Annotated in this window: 20 protein-coding genes; 9 read left to right on the top strand and 11 right to left on the bottom strand. The window is 63.5% G+C overall.

Going from position 1 to position 16,696, the window contains the following annotated elements; translation table 11 throughout:
• Position 1 precedes the first annotated feature (1 nt).
• The 3 genes from ACSSVH_RS23255 to ACSSVH_RS23245 are packed head-to-tail and all read right to left on the bottom strand — an operon-like array spanning position 2 to position 2,987.
• Positions 2 to 970, bottom strand: coding sequence for a lysylphosphatidylglycerol synthase domain-containing protein (locus ACSSVH_RS23255; protein ID WP_492633794.1), 969 nt, complete (start codon positions 968 to 970; stop codon positions 2 to 4).
• Positions 967 to 2,211, bottom strand: coding sequence for a cardiolipin synthase ClsB (clsB, locus tag ACSSVH_RS23250; RefSeq protein WP_492633793.1), 1,245 nt, complete (start codon positions 2,209 to 2,211; stop codon positions 967 to 969). Before clsB ends, ACSSVH_RS23255 begins: the two co-directional genes overlap by 4 nt.
• On the bottom strand, positions 2,208 to 2,987 hold the full coding sequence (locus ACSSVH_RS23245) for an endonuclease/exonuclease/phosphatase family protein (RefSeq protein WP_170041640.1): 780 nt from the start codon (positions 2,985 to 2,987) through the stop codon (positions 2,208 to 2,210). The genes clsB and ACSSVH_RS23245 overlap by 4 nt, the downstream gene beginning before the upstream one ends.
• A 304-nt stretch (positions 2,988 to 3,291) precedes the next feature.
• Here ACSSVH_RS23245 and ACSSVH_RS23240 point away from each other — a divergent pair, with 304 nt between their 5' ends.
• Positions 3,292 to 4,176, top strand: a complete 885-nt coding sequence (locus tag ACSSVH_RS23240) for a sugar nucleotide-binding protein (RefSeq protein ID WP_169951349.1) — start codon at positions 3,292 to 3,294, stop codon at positions 4,174 to 4,176.
• Between the two features lie 150 nt (positions 4,177 to 4,326).
• Here the strand turns inward: ACSSVH_RS23240 and ACSSVH_RS23235 are convergent, their stop codons facing one another.
• The 5 genes from ACSSVH_RS23235 to ACSSVH_RS23215 form a co-directional block, all read right to left on the bottom strand.
• A complete protein-coding gene (locus tag ACSSVH_RS23235) occupies positions 4,327 to 5,025 on the bottom strand; it encodes an OmpW/AlkL family protein (RefSeq protein ID WP_029299417.1) in 699 nt (232 codons plus the stop codon).
• A gap of 246 nt (positions 5,026 to 5,271) precedes the next feature.
• Complete coding sequence (locus ACSSVH_RS23230; protein WP_169951347.1) at positions 5,272 to 5,790, bottom strand: DUF3299 domain-containing protein; 519 nt, start codon at positions 5,788 to 5,790, stop codon at positions 5,272 to 5,274.
• Between the two features lie 11 nt (positions 5,791 to 5,801).
• Positions 5,802 to 7,067, bottom strand: coding sequence for an ABC transporter permease (locus ACSSVH_RS23225; RefSeq protein ID WP_492633792.1), 1,266 nt, complete (start codon positions 7,065 to 7,067; stop codon positions 5,802 to 5,804).
• Between the two features lies 1 nt (position 7,068).
• Positions 7,069 to 7,779, bottom strand: a complete 711-nt coding sequence (locus tag ACSSVH_RS23220; protein WP_169951343.1) for an ABC transporter ATP-binding protein — start codon at positions 7,777 to 7,779, stop codon at positions 7,069 to 7,071.
• Between the two features lie 135 nt (positions 7,780 to 7,914).
• On the bottom strand, positions 7,915 to 8,508 hold the full coding sequence (locus ACSSVH_RS23215; protein WP_170041642.1) for a DUF2796 domain-containing protein: 594 nt from the start codon (positions 8,506 to 8,508) through the stop codon (positions 7,915 to 7,917).
• A gap of 135 nt (positions 8,509 to 8,643) precedes the next feature.
• Between ACSSVH_RS23215 and ACSSVH_RS23210 the strand changes: the two genes are divergently transcribed.
• Complete coding sequence (locus ACSSVH_RS23210; protein ID WP_169951339.1) at positions 8,644 to 8,991, top strand: hypothetical protein; 348 nt, start codon at positions 8,644 to 8,646, stop codon at positions 8,989 to 8,991.
• Here the strand turns inward: ACSSVH_RS23210 and trxA are convergent.
• From trxA to ACSSVH_RS23195, 3 genes are all read right to left on the bottom strand, one after another.
• Positions 8,988 to 9,860: a thioredoxin gene (gene trxA / locus ACSSVH_RS23205; RefSeq protein ID WP_169951337.1), complete on the bottom strand. Its 873-nt coding sequence runs from the start codon at positions 9,858 to 9,860 to the stop codon at positions 8,988 to 8,990. The genes ACSSVH_RS23210 and trxA overlap by 4 nt on opposite strands.
• Positions 9,861 to 9,971: 111 nt before the next feature.
• Complete coding sequence (locus ACSSVH_RS23200) at positions 9,972 to 10,628, bottom strand: class I SAM-dependent methyltransferase (protein ID WP_492633791.1); 657 nt, start codon at positions 10,626 to 10,628, stop codon at positions 9,972 to 9,974.
• Positions 10,625 to 11,080 (bottom strand): YbaY family lipoprotein, encoded by a 456-nt coding sequence (locus tag ACSSVH_RS23195; protein ID WP_169951333.1) that lies wholly within the window; start codon positions 11,078 to 11,080, stop codon positions 10,625 to 10,627. Before ACSSVH_RS23195 ends, ACSSVH_RS23200 begins: the two co-directional genes overlap by 4 nt.
• 139 nt (positions 11,081 to 11,219) lie before the next feature.
• Here ACSSVH_RS23195 and nrdR point away from each other — a divergent pair, with 139 nt between their 5' ends.
• From nrdR to thiL, 7 genes are all read left to right on the top strand, one after another.
• A complete protein-coding gene (gene nrdR, locus ACSSVH_RS23190) occupies positions 11,220 to 11,684 on the top strand; it encodes a transcriptional regulator NrdR (RefSeq protein WP_057439031.1) in 465 nt (154 codons plus the stop codon).
• Positions 11,681 to 12,817, top strand: coding sequence for a bifunctional diaminohydroxyphosphoribosylaminopyrimidine deaminase/5-amino-6-(5-phosphoribosylamino)uracil reductase RibD (ribD, locus tag ACSSVH_RS23185; RefSeq protein ID WP_432754678.1), 1,137 nt, complete (start codon positions 11,681 to 11,683; stop codon positions 12,815 to 12,817). Before nrdR ends, ribD begins: the two co-directional genes overlap by 4 nt.
• 47 nt (positions 12,818 to 12,864) lie before the next feature.
• Positions 12,865 to 13,539, top strand: a complete 675-nt coding sequence (locus tag ACSSVH_RS23180) for a riboflavin synthase (RefSeq protein WP_169951329.1) — start codon at positions 12,865 to 12,867, stop codon at positions 13,537 to 13,539.
• Positions 13,540 to 13,554: 15 nt separating this feature from the next.
• Positions 13,555 to 14,646, top strand: a complete 1,092-nt coding sequence (ribBA, locus tag ACSSVH_RS23175) for a bifunctional 3,4-dihydroxy-2-butanone-4-phosphate synthase/GTP cyclohydrolase II (RefSeq protein WP_169951326.1) — start codon at positions 13,555 to 13,557, stop codon at positions 14,644 to 14,646.
• A 90-nt stretch (positions 14,647 to 14,736) separates the two neighbouring features.
• Complete coding sequence (gene ribH, locus ACSSVH_RS23170) at positions 14,737 to 15,213, top strand: 6,7-dimethyl-8-ribityllumazine synthase (protein WP_003176356.1); 477 nt, start codon at positions 14,737 to 14,739, stop codon at positions 15,211 to 15,213.
• Positions 15,210 to 15,710: a transcription antitermination factor NusB gene (gene nusB, locus ACSSVH_RS23165; RefSeq protein ID WP_029299437.1), complete on the top strand. Its 501-nt coding sequence runs from the start codon at positions 15,210 to 15,212 to the stop codon at positions 15,708 to 15,710. The genes ribH and nusB overlap by 4 nt, the downstream gene beginning before the upstream one ends.
• 18 nt (positions 15,711 to 15,728) lie before the next feature.
• Positions 15,729 to 16,694, top strand: coding sequence for a thiamine-phosphate kinase (gene thiL / locus ACSSVH_RS23160; protein WP_169951324.1), 966 nt, complete (start codon positions 15,729 to 15,731; stop codon positions 16,692 to 16,694).
• Positions 16,695 to 16,696 lie beyond the last annotated feature (2 nt).

Raw genomic sequence — 16,696 nt, 5'->3', positions numbered from 1 at the left:
TTCACGCCGGTGTTTTTTTCACCCGCAAGGCCTTGGCCTTCGCCTCCACCGCGAGGTACATCACCAGGGCGATCAGCAGCGGCAAGATAAAATAGATCGCCCGGTAGGCAATCAAACCGGCGAGCAAGCTGCCCCGTGAGGCCTCATGTTGCAGCAGCGCGATAAACACCGCCTCCAGCACGCCAAGGCCGGCCGGAATGTGCGTGACCACGCCGGCAATCGCACTGATCAGCAACACCCCCAGCACCAGCGGGTAGTCCAGCTTCGCCGGCAACAAGGTGAAAATCACCGCTGCCATCAGCGACCAGTTCAGCGCGCCGAGCGCCAGTTGCAGGCACGCCATGCGTAGCGACGGCAGGTTGATCTCGATCCCGCGAATCGACCAGGTGCGCTTCTTCGAGAACTGACAGGCAGCCAGATAGCCGAGGCTTGCCAATACCAGCAACACCCCGACACCTTGCAACGCGCCGCTACTGAGCTTCCAGCCCGGCGGCATGGTCACCAGGCCGCTGCTGAACACCACGCCGGCCAGGGCCATATAGCCAAACCAATTGGTGGCCAGGCTCAAGCCAAGGATTTTCGCGATGTTGCTGTTGCTCACCCCCAGCCGCGAATACAGCCGATAGCGCATGGCAATCCCGCCGACCCAGGCGCTGAGGTTGAGGTTGAACGCATAGCTGATGATGCCCACCGGCAGGATCTGTTTCCAGCGCAAGGGCTGGCGGATGTAGGTTCGGCCAATCAGGTCAAAGCACGCATACACGAGGAAGCTGCACAGGGTCAGCCCGGCTGCGATCCACAGGGTGCGCAGCTTGAAGTCGCCGAGGGTGTCGAACACTTCGCTCCAGTCGATACGCCGCGCGAGCAGGGTAAACAGCACGATCAGCAGCACAAAGAACGCGACGGTCAGCGGCTTCTTCCAGCGTTTGAACGCATGGGGGCGGGCATCATCCGCGCGGGCTTGGCTCATGGATGCACAAAGGGTTTCAAGCGCGGTTTATGCGCGGGCAGCCAGCCGGTCCAGGCCGGGAAATGGCGCAGCACATGGAACACCACAAACCCCACGGTCACCCGCCATAACCAGCCGCGGGGGCTGCGGTTTTCCGGCATGGTCTTGCAGTGGTTGCGGCTCAGGTCTTGCAGGCGCTCGAACAACAGTTGATTGAACCCTCGGTCACGAATCAGCACGTTGGCTTCCAGGTTCAGCGACAGGCTCAACGGGTCGAGGTTGCTCGAGCCCACGGTGCTCCATTGCTCATCCACCAGGGCCACCTTGCCGTGCAGTGGGCGCTGGCAATACTCGTGGATCACCACGCCTTCCTTGAGCAGATAGTCATAGAGCATGCGCGCCGCCAGCTTGGCCAGCAGCACGTCCGGCTGGCCCTGCATGATCAACTGCACCTGCACGCCGCGCCGCGCGGCATTGCGCAATTCGCGCAGCAGGCGATAACCGGGAAAGAAGTAGGCATTGGCGATCACCACGCGCTGGCGGGCGTGGCGCAGGGCGTGCAGGTAGGCTTCTTCGATATCCGAGCGGTGTTGCAGGTTATCGCGGTAGATCAGGCGCACCAGGCCGTCACCTTCCACCGCAGCCCAGGCAGGTTGTTGCCGGCGCCGCCAACCGCGCCGCATGCGCACCGGGCGGCCGCTTTGCGCGAGGGCAAAGTGATGCAGGTCCGCCACCGCCGGCCCGATCACCTGCACCGCATAATCCTGCTTGGCCTCGGGGCCGAAGTCCGCCAGATGGTCGGCGGAAAAATTGATCCCGCCGATAAACCCCACTGCCGCGTCTACCACCACGATCTTGCGATGCAGGCGGCGAAACCAGTTGGTACGAACCCCCAGGGTCTTGGGCGCCGGGTCGAACATCTGCACCGTGACCCCGGCCTGGGCCAACTCGCCGAGAAACCCGGGGCTCAGTTCGCCGCAGCCAAAGCCATCGAGGCTGACCACCACCTTCACCCCACGCTGCGCGGCTTCGATCAGAATCCCGTGCAGTTCATGGCCTACCTTGTCTTCGAACAGAATAAAGGTCTCCAGGAGGATTTCCTGGCGGGCCAGGCGCAGGGCCTCGAACACCTTGGGGAAGTACGCCTCGCCGTTTTCCAGCAATTGCACCTGGTTACCGGCCTGCCAGCCGTAGTCCAGATCCCTGGCCCTGGCGTCATCCGGTGGCTGGTCGGTGGCGATGTGTTCCACGGCGCTGTTCATAACTCAATCTCCACCGACAGCGGCGCGTGATCCGACAGGTGCGACCAGGGGCGCGCCGTCAGCACTTGCGGCTGATGGGCCTTGAGGTTGCGCACATAAATGCGGTCCAGCGCCAGCAGTGGCAGGCGCGCCGGGAACGTACGCGCCGGCTTGCCGTGGGCCTGCACGAACACTTCCTTAAGGCCGCTGCGGCTCAGGTCGGCCCGCTGGCGCCAGTCATTGAAGTCACCGGCGACGATCAGCGGCGCTTCGCCGGGAATCTCGGCAACCCGCTGGGCCAGTAATTTCAGCTGTTGTTGGCGGTGCACCTCGCGCAAACCCAGGTGCACGCAAATGGCATGTACCTCCTGCCCGGTGCCGGGCAGGCGCAGGATGCAATGCAACAGCCCGCGGCTTTCGTGGCCGCTCTGGGAGATGTCGAGGTTGTCATAGCGGATGATCTGGAATTTCGACAGCAGCGCATTGCCATGGTCACCATGGGGATACACCGCGTTGCGCCCGTAGGCGAACTGCGGCCAGATGCTGTCGGCGAGAAACTCATACTGGGGCATGCTCGGCCAGTTGCTGTAGCGCCGGGGATGGTGCTCATGGGTGCCGTGCACCTCCTGCAGGAACACCACGTCGGCCGCCACACCGCGCACCGCCTCGCGCAACTCCGGCAGGATGAAGCGTCGATTGAGGGCAGTGAAGCCCTTGTGGGTATTGACCGTCAGCACCTTGAAGCGGGTGATGGCAGCGCTGGGCGTGACAGGCACCCATTCTGGAATCACAGCCATGGTGGCTCCCGTGGGTTGGCGGGGCAGTGGCCTCCGTTCGTTAACGGCTGACTGTGGTGCTGGCGCGAAAGTTTCGACGATCCTACCAACGGCACTCCCTCTGAAGGCGCCTGAGCCTTGTGCCGTCAATCGCGCAGCGCGTGCCACAGATTGAAGAGGAAGCAGCGCCACTCAACGCCACTTAGTAAGTGACGGTTGCGCTACAAACCCGCAAAATGCAACGATTCTGGCAAATACTAACGGCACGGCATCAACGCCTGTCGATAATAGCCATCGTTCCAAACAGACCGGGCCTGCTCAATCTATGCGAATGCGCCTTATGTTACTGGGCGGCGGGAATGCCCTCGGGCAGGCGCTGATTCGCCTCGGTGCAGAGGAAGATATCGGTTTCCTCGCCCCGCGCCCGCCACAAGACGGCTGGGATGCCGCCAGCCTTACCCAATTGCTCGACGACACCCGTCCCGATGCCTTGATCAATCTCGCCTACTATTTCGACTGGTTCCAGGCCGAAAGCGTGAACGAGGCGCGCCTGGCCGGGCAGGAATCTGCTGTCGAGCGCCTGGCGGAACTGTGCCAGCACCACAACATCACGCTGCTGCAACCGTCCAGCTATCGGGTGTTCGATGGCTCGCGCGCCACCGCCTACAGCGAAAAAGACGAACCCGTGCCCCTGGGCCTGCGCGGCCAGGCGTTATGGCGCATTGAGCAAAGCGTACGCGCGACCTGCCCGCAACATGTGCTACTGCGCTTTGGCTGGTTGCTCGATGACAGTGTCGACGGCGCGCTCGGGCGTTTCCTGGCGCGTGCCGAGAAACCCGAGGAATTGTTGTTGGCCGATGATCGACGGGGCAACCCGACGCCGGTAGACGATGCGGCACGGGTGATTATCTCGGTGCTCAAGCAGCTCGATTGTGCGGCGCCGCTGTGGGGCACCTACCATTACGCGGGGCAAGAGGCGACCACCCCTGTGGCCCTTGGCCAGGCGATCCTCACCGAAGCGCGTAACTTCCATGCGCTGGCGGTCGAAGCACCGACAGCCCAGGCCCACGCCGCGCGGCCAGATGCCGCCGACGAACCGCAACACGCAGTGCTGGCCTGCAAGAAGATCCTGCATACATTCGGCATCAAGCCACGGGCGTGGCGGGCGGGGCTGCCGGCGTTGCTGGACCGCTTCTACCGGCATCACTAGCTGACAGAACGCAAAAAAATGTGGAAGCTCGGCTTATGTAGGAGCTGGCTTGCCTGCGATGCAGACACCTCGGTCTATCAAAGACACCGAGGCGATGCTATCGCAGGCAAGCCAGCTCCCACATTTTTTGTGGCGTTTATTAAGCCGGGTTTAGAACTTGTAGCCGATACCCACCATGTAGACCATTGGATCCACGTCCACATTGACCTTGGCACGAGTACCCGCCGCCAGGGCGTTGTTGTCCACGGTGGCTTTGGTGCTGATGTCGATGTAGCGCACCTGGCCGTTGATCATCCACTTGTCGTTGATCATGTAGTCCGCACCGATCTGCGCGGCCCAGCCCCAGGAGTTCTCGGCCTTGAAGTTGCTGAAGCCTTCGCCCTGGGCGCGGCTGCCGACGTGTTCGTCATAGATCCAGGTGTAGTTGATACCGGCACCGACGTAGGGCTGGAACGCCGACTTGCTGTCCAGTGGGTAGTACACGACGCTCAGGGTTGGCGGCAGGTGCTTGAGGGTACCAAGCTTGCCGTTGGCGGCGCCGAGGGCGGTGTTCTTGATCTTCACATCATGCTCGAACGGCGTGGCCGCCAGCAGCTCGATACCGACGTGGTTGGTCAGCATGTAGGCGAAGTTGAGGCCCAGTTGCGTGTCGCTGCTCATGGTCGCCTTGCCGCCCAGGTTGGTGCCGGCCAATGGACCCTGGTCAACCTTGACGCTGCCGCTGTCGGCCTTTGGGTTAACGGTGATGGCACCGGCGCGAACGAGGATGTCGCCAGCTTCGTGGGCATGGGCGAGAGGGGCGGCGAGTGCAAGCGCGAAGAGGGAAGCGCTGAGCAGTGACTTGTGCATGGGTGGCTCCAAAGGACGTTTTTAGTTGGCTGTGTCCAATGGTAAAGATCGCTGCGGCGGGGCTTTTGACTCAGCTCAATGAAACGGTGATCAGCCAAGTCCGCCGCCAATCAACAGTGTGGGCGCGGGCTTGCCCGCGATTGCAGACTGTCAGTCGCTGCATTTGTCGCTGACCCACCGCCACCGCGGCGATGCGGCGACCCGACAAGCCCGTTCCCACACAAGCCCCACATTTGATTGGTGGTGCTATTCCGGCAACTCATAGATGTAGATCTTCTCGGCCTCCATCTGATAGCCAGCATCTGCCAATTCGCTGGTGGACGGCTTGACCTGCATCTGCCCTTCGATCCAGTACGGCTGGTACAGCTCTTCCAGCTTCACGCCGATCTCGCTGCGCACATGCACGATTTGGTTCGACGGCGGTGGCGGCACATGGATGCAGGCGCCGAAGTACGGTACCAGCAGGAACTCGGTGGTGCGGCCTGCCTCGCTGACCTCCAGCGGCACGATATAACCCGGCAGGCGGATATGCTGGCCGTTCAGCGTGGCCACCACTGGCGCATTGGGCAAGTCCTGCCTGGCCGCTGGCGCGGCTTCCGCCGACAGGGCGTCGGCCATGTTCGACAGGTCGTGCAGCGGCGTCATATTCGGCACTTCCACCGGCGCATCCGGCGGAATCATTTCTTGCCACGACAAGTCCCGGGGCGCCTCGGCCCAGGCGGGCAGGGCCGCCATCAATAACAGCGCAAGCAGGGCACGGCGCATCAAAGCCTTCCTCATAAACGGATCGACAGACCATCGGCCAACGATTGGCGATAGGCGCGCCAGGCCGGCACGCTGCCCATCAGCAGGGCAGCGGCCAGGATACCGGCGAGCAGCGTCCATTCATACGGGCTGGGCAGCGCCAGCGGCAGGTCCAGGCCGTAATTGGCCTGCAAATAGCCACGGGACGCGGCGATGCACACATACAGCAGGCCGACCCCCGCGACCACTCCGGCCAGTGCCAGGGCGAACGCCTCGAAAACCAGCAGGCTCGCAATGTGCCACGGCCGTGCGCCCACTGAGCGCAGGATTGCCATTTCCCGGCGGCGCTCGTTGAGGCTGGTGAGGATTGCGGTGAGCATGCCGATCAACCCGGTCAGCACGACAAACAGCGAGATCACGAACAGCGCTTTTTCGGCGGTGCCCATCATGCTCCACAGCTCTTGCAGGGCCACGCCGGGGAGGATCGCCAGCATCGGTTCGCCACGGAATTCGTTGATCTGCCGTTGCAGGGCAAAGGTCGAAATCTTGTTGTTCAGCCCCAGCATAAACGCGGTGATGGCTTGCGGCGTGAGGTCCATGTTACGCGCCTGGTCGGCACTGATCCGGCCCTTGCCCTGGGCCGGCACGCCGTTGTGCCAGTCGATGTGGATCGCCTCCATGCCGCCGAGGCTGATGTGCAGCGTGCGGTCCACCGGGGTGCCGGTGCGTTGCAGGATACCGACCACGGTGAACGGCTTGTCATCGTGCTTGACCAGGCTGACCACCGCCACGCCGTGGGCCAGCACCAGCTTGTCTCCGAGCGTGTAGTGCAGGGCGTCGGCCACTTCGGCGCCGAGCACCACTTCAAACGGGTCGGTATCAAACGCGCGGCCACTGGCCAATTGCAGGTTTTGCTTGCGGCCGTACTGGTAATGCTCGAAGTAGGCCCGAGTGGTGCCCATCACCCGGTAGCCGCGATGGGAGTCGCCGAGGGACATGGGGATTGCCCATTTCACCTGCGGGCTGGCGGCAAAGTGCTCGAAGCTGTCCCAGCGGATGTTGTTGGTGGCGTTGCCAATGCGAAATACCGAGTACAACAGCAGGTTGACCGAGCCGGAACGGGCGCCGACGATCAGGTCGGTGCCGCTGATGGTGCTGGCAAAGCTGGCGCGGGCCTCGGTACGCACGCGCTCTACCGCCAACAACAGGCACACCGACAGGGCGATGGCGAAGGCGGTGAGGATCGCGGTAAAGCGGCGGTTTGCCAGGCTGGCCATGGCTAGACGGAACAAATACATCTCAAACCTCGAGCGGCGTGGCGGCGCGATTGAGCTCGGCCAGCGACAGGTTGCGGTCGAACAGCGAAGCCAGGCTCTGGTCATGGCTGACGAACAACAGGCTGGCGCCCGCCTCGCGGCATTCGGCGAACAACAGTTGAAGGAAGGCTTCCCTGGCGTCGTGGTCCAGGGCCGAGGTCGGTTCGTCGGCGATCACCAGTTCCGGCTGGCCGATCAATGCCCGGGCGGCGGCCACCCGTTGTTGCTGGCCGATCGACAGCGCATCGGCGCGGCGCCCGAGCAAGTCCGGGTCCTTGAGACCCAGGTGCGCGAGCAGGGTCGCGGCGGCCTGGTCGACACTGCCATGGCGCTGGATCGCCCGCTGCGCGCGCAGCTTGGAGAAGTGGCAAGGCAGTTCGACGTTCTCGCGGACCGAGAGAAACGGCAGCAGGTTGAACTGCTGGAAGATATAGCCGGTGTGGTCGACCCGAAACCGATCACGGGCGCCGGCCGACAAGTCGGTCAACTCCTGGCCCAGCAGGCGGATGCTGCCACGGCTGGGTGTCTGCACCCCGCCCAGCAGGCCGAGCAAGGTGGTTTTGCCGCTGCCGCTGGGGCCCTTGAGGAACAGGGTTTCCCCCGGCTCCAGGCGAAACGCCGGGATGTCCAGCAACTGCGGGTGACCGGGCCAGTTAAAGCCCAGGTCGGACAGTTCGATCAGTGCTTGGGTCATGGGAACTCAATATCACCTGCAGAGCGCGGTCACCTGTGGGAGTTGGCTTGCCTGCGATGCAGACGACGCGGTGTATCAGTGACACCGCGTCGATGCCATCGCAGGCAAGCCAGCTCCTACATCAACCGTGTGGGGTCAGAATTTCAGGGTCGCGGCAGCCGCCGTTGCTTCAACACCCTGCTGGCCGCTTGGGCCGATCAGTTGTACCTGAATTTTCTGGGTAGCGGGGAAGGTCTTGAAGATGTTCGCCAGGTCGAGATTTTTCAGCGCAGTGGGGTTGGCGCAGGTGAACTGGTAGTGAGCGTGGATTTCGCTGTGGTCGTGGTCATGGGCGGCCGCGCCTTTGCCATCGGTGGCGTGGTCATGATCATCGTCTGGCTTGTCGCCAAACAGCGGGCTTTCCAGCTCCTGGGTGCTGACCACGCAACCGGCAGCCTTGGGCAGGCTGAACAGCACCAGCGGTTGTTCCAACTGCTTGCGGGCGGCAGCGACCTTGGCTTTGTCGGCGTCGGTGGTGGCCAGGTGTTCGAAACCCACCAGGTTCATCGCCGGGCTCTCCAGCTCCAGCTCCAGGGCCTTGTCATCGAGCACCGCATTCAGGCGGCCAACGCCATGCTCATGGGCGCCAAGGCTGCCGTGTTGATGGTCATGAGCGTGGTCGTGCTCATCGGCGGCCTGGGCAGCCAGTGGCAACAGGGCAAACGGCAAAGCGAGCAACAGGCGGCGCATAGGGAGACTCCAGGGCGTGAATGAAGATTTTGTTATGTGATCTTATAACAAAAGTGCCGAGAGTTTGACCCTCTGCTTGGCGTTGCGCAAGACGCGTGGGAGCATGCTCGTCAGAAAAGTGCTGGAGGACGAGCAATGATGCGAATTCGTGGAACCATCGGCGAGCTGCCTGTGGACTTGACCCTGGAGCTGGACGACAGCGATTGGGCGCGGTTGGGCGTGCACCTGCAGACGGCCACGCCGGCGCCGGAGGCAGTGCCCGCCGCTGCGCCGGTCAATCAGGATGAAAACCTGTGGCAGGCCGCCCAGGACCTGCTGCGCGAGGCCGGGCAACTCAGCGGGTTGGAGTTGTCGGATCGCCTCGAAGCGCTGGCCGGCAGCGCCCAGGCCGGCAAGCGCCTGCTGGTGCGCTTGCGCCATAGCGCCAAGGTGAAGGTGTCCAGCGGCGGGGATACGCCGCAGTACAGTTGGATCGCGGATTAGTACAGCGCGGCGAACAACTTGCGGCGATACACCGTGACCAGCGGGTGGTCGTTGCCTAGCAACTCGAACACTTGCAGCAGCGTCTTGTGCGGCAGGCCTTCGTTGTAGCTGCGGTTGCGGATAAATAACTTCAGCAAGCCTTCCAGCGCCGCGTCGTATTGCTGGCGGGCCAATTGCTGCACGGCGAGTTGATACGCCGCTTCATCGTCTTGCGGGTTCTGCGCCAGGCGTGCCTTGAGGTCAGCGGTGTCCGGCAGGTCGGCCGCCTGGCGCAGGAAAGTGATCTGCGCCTTGGCGCCGGCGAGGGCCGCCTTGTGCGCGTCGCTCTTGACCGCATCGAGCACGGCCTGCGCTTCGCCCAGTTCGCCACGCTCGGCCAGGCAGCGGGCGTAAAGGATCAACGCGGCGGCGTTGGTGTTGTCTTCACCGAGCAAAGCCACCAGCACCGCCTCGGCCTCACTGATCCGGCCTTCGGCAAACAGCGCCTGGGCCTGTTCCAGCGGATCCGCCTCAGCCGGTGGCGGCATCTGCACATGGGGCTCCAGCAGCGCGCGAATCTCAGACTCGGGCTTGGCCCCGGCAAACCCATCCACCGGCTGGCCGTCCTTGAACAGCACCACGGTCGGCAGGCTGCGGATACCAAAACGCGCGACAATATCCTGCTCGGCTTCGCAATCGACCTTGGCCAGCAGCAACTCGCCCTGATAACTCTCGGCAATCTGCGCCAGCAACGGCATCAACGCCTTGCACGGCGCACACCATTCGGCCCAGAAATCCACCAGTACGGGTTTGTGGAACGAGTTTTCGATGACAGCCTGGTCGAAGGTGGCGGTGGTGACATCGAAAATGTAGGGCGTGGGCTCACTCATGGGGTATCTCGAAGAAAGCGGGAATGGGGCAACTATAAGGCTTGGTGGGGTTGGCTGAAAGCGTGGGCAGGTCAAACAGGCTTTGTAGGCGCCGGCTTGCCGCCGATGGCCTCAAGACCTGCACGAATGGTACAGACTCACTTTACGAAACTCCCAAGGCTCCGCCAGGTCCGGCAGCGTCAGCGCCTCGAGGATCCCCAGCCGTTGGTAATCGGGATGTTGGAAATCGCGTACCCGCGAATCGGCGACCAATGCTTGCCGTCCGCGTGTGAGAAATTGATCCAGCAGCGGCAGGTTCGCCCGGTCGTACAGCACGTCGGCCACCAGGATCAGGTCGAAACGATCGGCTTCGGCAAAAAAATCCGCCGAATAACCCAGCGTTACGCCATTGAGTTGCGCATTCGCACGGCAGGCGCCGAGTGCCAGTGGGTCGAGGTCGCAAGCCACCACTTCCAGGGCGCCGGCTTTCACGGCGGCAATCCCTGCCACCCCGGAGCCGGCGCCAAAATCCAGGACGCGCTTGCCCGCCACCCACTCGGGGTTGGCGGCCAGGTAGCGGGCCAGTGCCAGGCCACTGGCCCAGCAGAAGCTCCAGTAGGGCGGCTCATGCAGGATGCGCCGAGTTTCTTCGGGGCTGAAGGCGCGGTCCATGTTGTCGGCGTCCAGCAGCCACAACGACAGGTCGGTGCCCGGTAACGGGCAGGGCACCAGTTGCGCGTCGCCGATCAGTTCGCTCAAGGCCCGTTGCAGGTGCAGCGGTGGCGTCATGGTGCGCGAACGAGTTGCAGCGGCCCGGTGGTCTGGGTGATCGGCTGTTGGATGCGCACCGCCGGCAGGTGCAGGATCAACTGCCCGGACTGGCTGGCACGCCCTCGCAGCTCAACGCGGGCACCGGCGGGGAACGCTTGCGGGTTGAAGCGCAGGCGAAAGGCCAGCGGTTTGTTGTTGCCGATCAGCACGCTGCTGGCCAGCAGTTGTTGCGGGCGGCTGCGGTCGTCGATCACCAGCAGTGCCAGTTCCACTTCGGCGCCGGCCGGTACGCCGTTGAGGGTGCCGCTCACTTCACGCTGGTAGGCCGGCAATGGCCCGAGCGGTTCCTGGCCGGGGATTTTTTTCTCTTGTTGCGGCGTGGGTTGCGGGGCCGCTGGTTTTGGCGCTTCGCTGCTGCACGCGACCAGGAAACTGAACATTGTGAGTAAAACCAGCGGTCGTAACGGCATGTACGGCTCCAAAAAGGGCAAAAATCCGTGAACTAAACATAAGAAACATAATAGTCAGCCTATATACCGTAAAGGCTATGGCTTGTCTTGCCACGGGGATGCGCTACCATGGCCCTCCCTTTTTTTGTTGCCTGCCACCATGCACTGTCCCTTCTGCGGTGCCAACGACACCAAGGTCATTGACTCGCGTCTGGTCGCCGAGGGCGATCAAGTACGTCGCCGGCGCGAATGCCTGGCCTGCGGTGAACGTTTCACCACCTTCGAAACCGCCGAACTGGTACTGCCACGCCTGATCAAGTCCGACGGCAGCCGCCAGCCCTTTGACGAAGACAAATTGCGCGCCGGTATGCAGCGCGCCCTGGAAAAACGCCCGGTGAGTGTCGAGCGGCTGGAGGCGGCGCTGGCGCATATCAAGCACAAGCTGCGCGCGACTGGCGAGCGCGAGGTCAAGAGCCTGGTGGTGGGAGAACTGGTGATGGGCGAGCTGCAAAAGCTCGACGAAGTTGCCTACATTCGTTTCGCCTCGGTGTATCGACGCTTCCAGGACCTCAACGAGTTCCGCGAAGAGATCGACCGCCTGGCCCGTGAGCCGGTCAAAGAATGAACCCTCCTTCTGCAGAACAGGCTGTGCTCGACGCCCATTACATGGCCCGCGCCCTCGAATTGGCGCGCAAGGGCCTGTACACCACCCATCCCAACCCTCGGGTCGGCTGCGTGATTGTGCGCGATGGGCAGATTGTCGGCGAAGGCTGGCACGAGCGCACCGGCGAGCCCCATGCCGAGCCCAACGCCTTGCGCGCCGCTGGCGACAAAGCCCGCGGTGCCACGGTGTACGTGACGCTTGAACCGTGCAGCCATTATGGTCATACGCCGCCCTGCGCCGATGCGCTGGTGAGCGCTGGCGTGGCACGGGTGGTCGCGGGTATGCAGGACCCGAACCCGGAAGTGGCCGGGCGTGGCATGCAGCGCCTGGCCCAGGCCGGTATCGAGGTGCTCAGCGGCGTGCTGGAAAGCCAGGCGCGTGCCCTGAACCCAGGGTTCCTCAAGCGTATGGAACATGGCCTGCCGTTTGTGCGGGTCAAGCTGGCGATGAGCCTGGACGGCCGCACCGCGATGGCCAGTGGCGAGAGCCAATGGATCACCGGCCCCGCCGCCCGCGCCGCCGTGCAGCGCCTGCGTGCCCAGGCCAGTGTGGTGCTGACCGGTGCCGATACCGTGCTGGCCGATGGTGCGCGCCTGACCGTGCGTGCCGCCGAACTGGGCCTGGATGCCGAAACCACGGCCCTGGCCATGTCGCGCCCACCGCTGCGCGTGCTGATCGACGGTCGCCTGCGGGTGCCGCTCAATGCGCCGTTCTTCAAGGCCGGGCCGGCCCTGGTCATCACCTGCGTGACCCCGGAGAACCAGTTCCCCCGTGGCCCGGAATGCCTGGTGGTGCCGGGTGTCGACGGCCAGGTCGACCTGCGCTCGGCGCTGGTGGCGCTGGCGGCCCGTGGCGTCAACGAGGTGCTGGTGGAAGCCGGCCCAAGCCTGGCAGGCGCGTTTGCCCAGCAGGGCCTGGTGGACGAGTATGTGATTTTCATCGCCGGCAAGTTCCTGGGCTCCGCCGCCCGGCCTTTGCTCGACTGGCCGCTTGAGAAACTGGCCGACGCCCCCCAACTCAAGATCACTGAAATGCGCGCTGTAGGCGACGACTGGCGAGTCACTGCCATACCTGTGCCAGCAGCGAGCGTATAATTCCGACCGGGCGCCCAGGCGCCCGTACCGTTTTCCAGGAGAAGGCCATGTTCACCGGCATTATCGAATCCATCGGCAGCATCCGCGCCATGACCCCCAAAGGCGGCGACGTGCGCCTGCTGGTTGAAACCGGCAAGCTGGACCTTGGCGACGTCAAGCTGGGCGACAGCATCGCCGTCAGCGGCGTGTGCCTGACCGTCATCGAACTGCCGGGCAATGGCTTTGCCGCCGACGTCAGCCGGGAAACCCTGGACTGCACCGCGATGAATGACCTCAAGGCCGGCAGCCCGGTCAACCTGGAAAAAGCCCTGACCCCGACCACCCGCCTGGGCGGCCACCTGGTCAGCGGCCATGTCGACGGCGTCGGCGAAGTAGTGGCACGCAGCGAAAACGCGCGGGCCGTGGAATTTCGCATCCGTGCGCCGAAAGAATTGGCCAAGTACATCGCCCACAAAGGCTCGATCACCGTCGACGGCACCAGCCTGACCGTGAACGCCGTCAATGGCGCCGAATTCGAACTGACCATCATTCCCCACACCCTCAGCGAAACCATCATGGCGTCTTACCAGCCAGGTCGCCGGGTGAACCTGGAAGTCGACTTGCTTGCCCGTTACCTGGAGCGCCTTCTGCTTGGCGATAAGGCCGCAGAGCCAAGCCTTTCTCAAGGGCCGAGTAACATCACCGAAAGTTTTCTGGCCGCTAACGGCTACCTGAAATCCTGACCAAGGGGGTGCCGCGTGGCGCTCAATAGCATCGAAGAACTGGTTGAAGATATCCGCCAAGGCAAGATGGTCATCCTGATGGATGACGAAGACCGCGAGAACGAAGGCGACCTGATCATGGCCGCCGAGTTGTGCCAGCCTGAACACATCAACTTCATGGCCAAGCACGCCCGTGGCCTGATCTGCATGCCCATGAGCCGCGAGCGCTGCGAACTGCTCAAGCTGCCGCTGATGGCACCGCGCAATGGTTCTGGGTTTGGCACCAAGTTCACCGTCTCGATTGAAGCGACCACCGGCGTGACCACCGGCATCTCTGCCGCTGACCGCGCCCGCACCGTGCAAGCCGCGGCTGCCAAAGACGCCAAGGCCGAAGACATTGTCAGCCCTGGCCACATTTTCCCGCTGATGGCCCAGCCCGGTGGCACCCTGGCCCGTGCCGGCCATACCGAAGCTGCCTGCGACCTGGCGCGCATGGCCGGTTTCGAGCCGAGCGGGGTGATCTGCGAAGTGATGAATGACGACGGCACCATGGCCCGTCGCCCGGAGCTGGAAGCCTTTGCCGCCGAGCACAACATCAAGATCGGCACCATCGCCGACCTGATTCACTACCGGATGATCCACGAACGTACCGTTCAGCGGATTGCCGAGCAGCCGCTGGACAGCGAACTGGGGCATTTCAACCTGGTGACCTACCGTGATTCGGTGGAAGGCGACGTGCACATGGCGCTGACCCTGGGCAACATCTGCGCCGAAGAGCCGACCCTGGTGCGCGTGCACAACATGGACCCGCTGCGCGACCTGTTGATGGTCAAGCAGCCGGGCCGTTGGAGCCTGCGAGCCGCCATGGCTGCGGTTTCCGAGGCGGGTAGCGGGGTCGTGCTGCTGTTGGGCAACCCGGTGGATGGCGACGTGCTGCTGGCGCATATCCGCGAAAGCGCTGACCAGGTGCCGGTGAAAAAACCGACCACCTACAGCATCGTCGGCGCCGGTTCGCAGATCCTGCGTGACCTGGGCGTGCGCAAAATGCGCTTGATGAGTGCGCCAATGAAATTTAATGCGATATCCGGTTTCGACCTGGAAGTAGTAGAATACGTGCCCTCCGAATAAATGCCGGCGATTGTCGCACCTTGTTCGCGGTTCAAATATCACTAAGGGGCGCGTCAGATACGCGTCCCGGCTCTTTAAGAGATTTGTCGAATGACCCTGAAGACCATCGAAGGTACCTTCATCGCCCCCAAAGGCCGCTACGCCCTGGTGGTTGGCCGCTTCAACAGCTTCGTGGTTGAAAGCCTGGTAAGCGGTGCCGTGGACGCCCTGGTTCGCCACGGTGTGAGCGAAAGCGATATCACGATTATCCGTGCCCCTGGCGCCTTCGAAATTCCACTGGTTGCGCAAAAAGTCGCGCAACAAGGCGAATACGCAGCAATCATCGCCCTGGGCGCGGTCATTCGTGGCGGCACCCCGCATTTCGAATACGTGGCTGGCGAGTGCACCAAGGGCCTGGCCCAGGTGTCCATGGAGTTCGGCGTGCCAGTGGCCTTCGGCGTCCTGACTGTTGATTCCATCGAGCAAGCCATCGAGCGTTCCGGCACCAAGGCCGGTAACAAAGGCGCTGAAGCTGCCCTGTCCGCGCTGGAAATGGTCAGCCTGCTGTCGCAGTTGGAGGCCAAGTGATTTCCGACGAGAGCGATCGTTTCAACCCGCGCGAGCCACGTCCTGCGGACGCCGGCAAACCATCGAAGAACGAAAAGCGCCGGGCTGCCCGTCAGTTGGCGACCCAGGCGCTGTATCAGCGTCAGATGGCGGGTACTTCGCTGAACGAAATCGAAGCGCAGTTTCGCGTCGACAACGATTTTACCTTCGCCGACCTGCCGTACTTCCACGACATCCTGCACGGTGTGCATGCCAACCTGAGCGAGATCGACACGGCCCTGGCACCCTGCCTGGACCTGACTCTCGAAGAGCTGGACCCGGTTGAGCTGTGCGTGATGCGCCTGTCCACCTGGGAGCTGCTCAAGCGCGTTGACGTGCCTTACCGCGTAGTGATCAACGAAGGTATCGAACTGGCGAAAGTTTACGGTTCGACCGACGGTCACAAGTTCGTCAACGGCGTGCTCGACAAGCTGGCCCCGCGCCTGCGTGAAGCCGAAGTGAAGGCGTACAAGCGCTAACCTGCGCTTGGCTCCCTGATGGGCGAGTTCGAGCTGATCCGTACCTACTTCGCCGCCGCGCCCTGTGCGCAAGGCGGCGAGGGCATTGCCCTGGGGATCGGCGACGACTGCGCCTTGCTGGCGGTTCCCCCCGGGGAACAGCTGGCAATCTCCACCGATACCCTGGTGGCCGGCGTGCACTTTGCCGACCCCTGCGATCCGTTCCTGCTCGGCCAGCGCTCGCTGGCGGTGGCAGTCAGCGATCTGGCGGCCATGGGCGCCAATCCCCTGGCCTTTACCCTTGCACTCACCCTACCGACGGTCGCGGCCGATTGGTTGCAGCGCTATGCCCAGGGTTTGAACGCCATGGCCCAACGCTGCGGCGTGGGCCTGGTGGGCGGCGATACCACTCGTGGGCCGCTGAGCCTGACCGTCACCGTGTTTGGCCGTGTCCCGGCGGGCCTGGCGTTGACCCGCAGTGGCGCGCAGCCGGGCGACCTGCTGTGTGTCGGCGGTGACCTGGGCAATGCCGCCGCAGCCTTGCCGTTGGTGTTGGGCCAGCGTAGTGCCGCGGCGGATGTCGCCGAACCGTTGCTGGGCCATTACTGGTCGCCGCAACCGCAGTTGGCCCTGGGCATAGCGTTGCGTGGCAAGGCGACGTCTGCGTTGGATATTTCCGACGGCCTTCTAGCCGATTGCGGGCATATCGCCAAGGCGTCCGGCGTAAGCCTGGTGATCGAGCGGCAACGGCTGCCGCTGTCGGCGGCGCTGCTGGCCTTTCTCGGCGATGACGGTGCGCGGGCTGCCGCCTTGAGCGGTGGCGACGATTATGTCCTCGCGTTCACCCTGCCGCCCGCTGAGCTGGCGCCGTTGCTGGCCGACGGTTGGCCGGTGCAGGTTGTCGGGCGTGTGGAAGCGGGGGCGGGCGTCAGGCTGCTGGATGCCCGCGGCCACGACATCACCCCGGCCGTGCGCGGCTATCAGCATTTTCGCCAGGCGCCGTGACA

Source organism: Pseudomonas sp. HC1(2025) (genome assembly GCF_058742075.1).
This window is presented reverse-complemented; position numbering and strand designations above follow the sequence as displayed.